At 34.0% G+C, this 4,929-nt stretch carries 7 protein-coding genes; all 7 read left to right on the forward strand.

The features are described 5' to 3' along the window. Nucleotides 1–230 (forward strand): hypothetical protein (locus tag ACPYKA_RS10950; RefSeq protein ID WP_479542329.1); only part of this gene is annotated, 230 nt, incomplete at its 5' end. 380 nt (nt 231–610) lie between these two features. Then, a complete protein-coding gene (locus ACPYKA_RS10955) occupies nt 611–1,168 on the forward strand; it encodes a GNAT family N-acetyltransferase (protein WP_479542330.1) in 558 nt (185 codons plus the stop codon). Nucleotides 1,169–1,285: 117 nt separating this feature from the next. Next, nucleotides 1,286–1,681, forward strand: coding sequence for a GntR family transcriptional regulator (locus tag ACPYKA_RS10960; protein ID WP_479542331.1), 396 nt, complete (start codon nt 1,286–1,288; stop codon nt 1,679–1,681). Next, nucleotides 1,674–2,765, forward strand: coding sequence for a DUF1648 domain-containing protein (locus tag ACPYKA_RS10965; RefSeq protein WP_479542332.1), 1,092 nt, complete (start codon nt 1,674–1,676; stop codon nt 2,763–2,765). Before ACPYKA_RS10960 ends, ACPYKA_RS10965 begins: the two co-directional genes overlap by 8 nt. A 16-nt stretch (nt 2,766–2,781) precedes the next feature. Further along, nucleotides 2,782–2,985 (forward strand): PLD nuclease N-terminal domain-containing protein, encoded by a 204-nt coding sequence (locus ACPYKA_RS10970; protein WP_479542333.1) that lies wholly within the window; start codon nt 2,782–2,784, stop codon nt 2,983–2,985. Continuing rightward, complete coding sequence (locus ACPYKA_RS10975; protein ID WP_479542334.1) at nt 2,986–3,888, forward strand: ABC transporter ATP-binding protein; 903 nt, start codon at nt 2,986–2,988, stop codon at nt 3,886–3,888. It begins immediately after the preceding gene. Between the two features lies 1 nt (nt 3,889). Continuing rightward, nucleotides 3,890–4,666, forward strand: a complete 777-nt coding sequence (locus ACPYKA_RS10980) for an ABC transporter permease (RefSeq protein WP_479542335.1) — start codon at nt 3,890–3,892, stop codon at nt 4,664–4,666. Nucleotides 4,667–4,929 lie beyond the last annotated feature (263 nt).

A 4,929-nucleotide genomic window follows, 5' to 3' on the forward strand; every position in this document is an offset into this window, starting at 1 on the left:
GCCCACGTCCTGTGGGCAACACGGAAGTCATCACATCCTGTGAAAGTCCGCTGCCGGGAACTGCGCCGCCTCGAACTTTCGACGCACAGGACGTGCTAGTGTCGGCGTTGCCACAGGACGTGGCGACTTTAGCCGACTTGGTCCTTTTTATCCTCAATTTTGAACACGCACTAAAAGGTTTGAATTCCATTTTTTATTTAGTTTATAATACAAAGGTTCCTAATATATGAACCTTGTTGACAAAATACTACACAACATATTTTTTGCAAGAGGATAGTCAATTTAGTGTTTTTCACAAGTTTGTAAAAGCTATAAATTTTTTTCCTGTTTTTTAAAATTGGGTATTCCCTTTTTAGTAACACCCATGTTACAATAAATTGAATCAAAAATTGTAAGTTGTTTTGGTAATTAATTTAATAAAATTATATTTGATAAAAGGGAAGGCAAATGGTGCGCCACCAGAGGGATCTCTGGTTCTAGTAGGTTCGATTCCTACCCCGAATTTTCGTTGATGTGGTTAATAAGTTAACTAAAATTCGTGGGTGTCCACCAGGCTAAACTTCCTTGTTTGGGCACCCAACTTAACTAAAAAGAAGGAGGGTGCATTTTCATGCTCAAAAAACGCGATTTACATGAGGTACCAACATTATTTGAATTATCATCTCATCCGGACGTGCGTCCATATATACGTCATAAGGCAGAAACTTGTGATGAGTTTTATTTCCTAACGAAACAGACTATTGAAGCGGAATCTAACGGCGAATTAATTTCTAGAACTATTTTAGATGAATATGAACAACCGATTGGCACAATTAATTTATATGATATTAATGAAAAAAGCGGTTTTTTAGCCACTTGGGTTGGTCAGCCATTTTTCGGCAAAGGGTATAATAAAATAGCGAAACAGCAATTTTTAGATGAGCTATTTTTCTCACTTGATATCGAAACAGTTTTTATGAAGGTGAGAAAATCGAATTTGCGCTCTCTCAAAGCTGTTTCAAAAATGGATTATGTCGCTCAAGCAAACTTACTTTATCCTGAAGTTTATCATGCTATTAATAAAATTGAAGAACTTTATGATCTTTTTGTTATCTCAAAAGAACATTATATGTCTTACATGCAGTTTACACAAAATGCGGAAGAAGAAACTGCGGAAGTTGTTTCGTAATGGAATAATTAGAAAAGAGCTGAAAATAAAAATCAGCTCTTTTTTTATTTTACTATATAAAAATATATGTTATACTACATATATAACATATATTACGGATGTTAGGATTGATAAAAAATGTATATCCAATTAGATTTCGAATCTGAAATTCCTATTTACGAACAATTAAAAGATGAAATTGTAATGGGGATTGCAAAAAAACAATTACTTCCTGGGGAACGATTACCTTCCGTAAGAGCACTTGCGGGCGATATTGGGATTAATCTTCACACAGTTAATAAAGCTTATCAGCAGTTAAAACAAGAAGGTTTTTTATTAATCCACCGACAAAGAGGAGTAGTTGTAAACCCTGAAGGAACACCGAAAGCAGATGAAAAATATGAAAAGAAATTAACTGCTATACTTCGGCCACTAATTGCTGAGTCTTTCTGTCGTGGAATAAATAAGGAAAGTTTTTTAGAAATTTGTGAAGCGGTTTATGAAGAGATTGAAGAAGGTGATATAAATGAATAGTCAAATTATCTTTTTAAATATACTGTTTTTATTAGTTTGTTTCATTTTATCCTTAACACCCTATTTTACAAGGAAAACAGAAAACTTTGGCGTCTCAATTCCAGAGTCTTTATACGAGCGTAAAGATTTTAAAGGAATGAGAAAAAAGTATTCCACTTCTTTACTAATCATCGGCTCAATTTTTGGAGGAGGTCTTTTCATTCTTGCTTCCATCCTAAATGAAAAGACGTTTATAATCATGTATACGATCATTGTATTCGTCTATATCCTATTAGGCTTTCTAATTTATCTCCCTTTCTATAAACAAATGAAAAAGATAAAAAAAGCTGAAAATTGGCAGGAAGAACGAAAACAATCCGTAATTGTTGATATGAAATTCCGTCAAGAAAAGCTCACTTATTCTCAATGGTGGTTTCTTAGTTCAGCAATCATTATTATTGCAACACTTGTTATAACATTTCTTTATTATGATCGCATTCCGACTCAAATACCAATGCATACAGATTTTTCAGGAAACGTATCTTATGAAGAAAAATCAATTGTCAACCTCTTATTATTACCTGGTACCCAAGTTTTATTATTAATTATGTTTATCTTTATCAATTTAATTATAAAAAATGCAAAACAACAGGTAAGTGTAGAAAATCCAGACACATCTAAACTACAAAACCTTACTTTTAGAAGAAGATGGTCAGCATTCTTAATTTGGACAGCTGCATTAGTACAATTATTACTATTGTTTTTACAACTCACGTTCATCTTTCCTAGTTTGAGTACTTATGAAAATCTCGTTATCTACGGATTTACTTTAATCATTATTGTCGGAACAATTATTCTTGCATTTACAACTGGCCAGGGCGGGAGTCGCGTGAAGTTAGGTGGGCAATCTGACACGGAAGTAATTGATCGAGACGATGATCGTTACTGGAAACTTGGACAGTTCTATGTAAATAAAAATGATCCAGCTATTTTTATCGAAAAACGTTTTGGAATTGGATGGACGAATAACTGGGCTCACCCGTTGTCATGGGGTCTTGTTTTAGTCCTTATTATAATCATTGTTATTCCAATTATATTTTTTTAGTAAAGGAGGGTTTCTTATGGATGTCTTATCGACAATTAATTGGGGGATTATCCTTCCCTTTCTCGTTATTCAAACAATATTAATCATTGTTGCTTTCATCGATTGGATTAAAGTGGATAAAACAAATGGTCCCAAATGGGTTTGGCTACTACTTATTTTCTTTGTTACTACACTTGGACCGATTTTATACTTTATTTTTGGAAGAAGAAGGGATATGTAAATGAATATTATCACTGTTAATCAATTAACCAAAAAATACAATTCCAATACTGTCGTAAACAAAATCAGTTTTCAATTGGAAGCAAATAAATGTATTGCTTTAATTGGACCAAATGGTGCTGGTAAAACTACTACCTTACGCATGATCGCCGGTTTAATCAAACAAACATCCGGTACAATTCAATTTCTAAATGATGAACAACAAGATTTCCGGAGCTTCACTGGTTATTTACCCCAACATCCTGTTTTTTATCATTGGATGTCTGGTCTTGAATTTTTAATTTATTGTGCAAAACTCACATTTATCGATCATAAAACGGCGAAAACAAGAGCTGAAAATTTACTTGAAAAAGTGGGCTTAATAGATGCAAAACACAAACGAATTGGAACATATTCGGGCGGAATGAAACAACGCCTCGGGATTGCTCAAGCAATTATTCATCAACCAAAACTCATTATCTTGGATGAACCCGTTTCCGCGCTTGATCCGATTGGAAGAAGAGAAATATTAACCTTAATGGATGAATTGAAAAAAGAGACAACCATTCTTTTTTCTACACATATATTAAACGACGCTGACGAAATTAGTGATGAACTATTATTACTACATGGAGGTAAAATTGCTGAATCTGGCTCAATGGAATCGTTACGAAAAAAATATCAAACAGCTAAAATTGAATTAGAATTTGATGATTCTGCTAAAAAATACGAAACGGATCTTCAATCATTGAACGGGGTAACTGCTACGACTATAAAAAAAGATACTCTTCATGTTACTGTCTCAGATATGGATAAAGCGCGGATAGAAATTATTAAAATAGCTAATGAGAATGGCTGGCCATTAACTAATTTTACTATTAATCGCGCCTCTCTTGAAGATATGTTTATGAAAGCGGTGAATTGATATGCAATGGATTACTTTATTTAATAAAGAAGTACTTGAGAATTGGAGAAATAAAAAGTGGATATGGGTTCCAATTGTAATGATGCTATTAACTGTTATGGAGCCTATTTCTTACTATTATTTACCTGAAATTATTAATGTGGCCGGCGGGGTTCCGGAGGGTGCTATTATTGAGATACCAAAACTTGCACCTTTCGAAGTAGTCATGATGAGCATAGAACAATTAAATATTTTCGGTGTGTTAATCATTATATTAATATCAATGGGAACTATTGCCGGTGAAAGACAAAACGGGATGACAGAAATCATTATGGTTAAACCAGTAAAACATCATAACTATATCACGGCTAAATGGACTGCTTTCCTATTACTAGTCTGGGTTGGTCTATTTTTGGGGTTATTGATTAATTGGTATTATACAAACCTCTTATTTGGTGATCTAAGTTTTTTAGCAATGCTAAAGATTTTTCTATTTTACGGGTTGTGGTTTACGTTTGTCTTAACTGTTTCTATTTTTTATAGTACGCTGTTTAAAGTACCTGGATTAGTAGCTGCTTGTACAGTCATTACATTACTTGGTTTGAGTTTTGTTAATACTATTTTAGGGCATAAACTAACCTTATTTCCGAATCAATTATCTACTTATATTTATCAAATGGTTGAAACCAATTCTATATCTAATCATTTACTAGGTACATCTGTTATCGTGTTGACACTCACAGCTCTTATTCTTATAGCTTCCATCTTTACTTTTAAAAATAAGGAAGTTGTAAATTAAATAACAGAAACAACGATAAGTTCTTAGTCCGAATTTGAGGGATACTGTGCAGTAATCAATATTTAAAAACTAGTAACAGCTTCGTTGATTTCCGCCTCCGGGCAGTACGCTTTCCGTGGGCACGGCTATCAGCCTCTGAAGCAGAAACCCACTGCTTCTGAGTCTTCAGACACGTGCTTTTCCCACAGGAGTCGACTGCCCTCCGGCTCCAATCAACCATTGAGATAGTAGTAACAAACTGTGCAGAGTTGTTTACCAAGCAC

Source organism: Pseudogracilibacillus amylolyticus (SeqCode), assembly GCF_051918545.1.
Taxonomy (GTDB): Bacteria; Bacillota; Bacilli; order Bacillales; family Amphibacillaceae; genus Pseudogracilibacillus.

Bases quoted from the DNA above. Each gene is read 5' to 3' on its own strand.
- ACPYKA_RS10975 (WP_479542334.1), top strand. From the start codon at position 2,986: ATGAATATTATCACTGTTAATCAATTAACCAAAAAATACAATTCCAAT.
- ACPYKA_RS10970 (WP_479542333.1), top strand. From the start codon at position 2,782: ATGGATGTCTTATCGACAATTAATTGGGGGATTATCCTTCCCTTTCTC.
- ACPYKA_RS10960 (WP_479542331.1), top strand. From the start codon at position 1,286: ATGTATATCCAATTAGATTTCGAATCTGAAATTCCTATTTACGAACAA.
- ACPYKA_RS10955 (WP_479542330.1), top strand. From the start codon at position 611: ATGCTCAAAAAACGCGATTTACATGAGGTACCAACATTATTTGAATTA.
- ACPYKA_RS10980 (WP_479542335.1), top strand. From the start codon at position 3,890: ATGCAATGGATTACTTTATTTAATAAAGAAGTACTTGAGAATTGGAGA.
- ACPYKA_RS10965 (WP_479542332.1), top strand. From the start codon at position 1,674: ATGAATAGTCAAATTATCTTTTTAAATATACTGTTTTTATTAGTTTGT.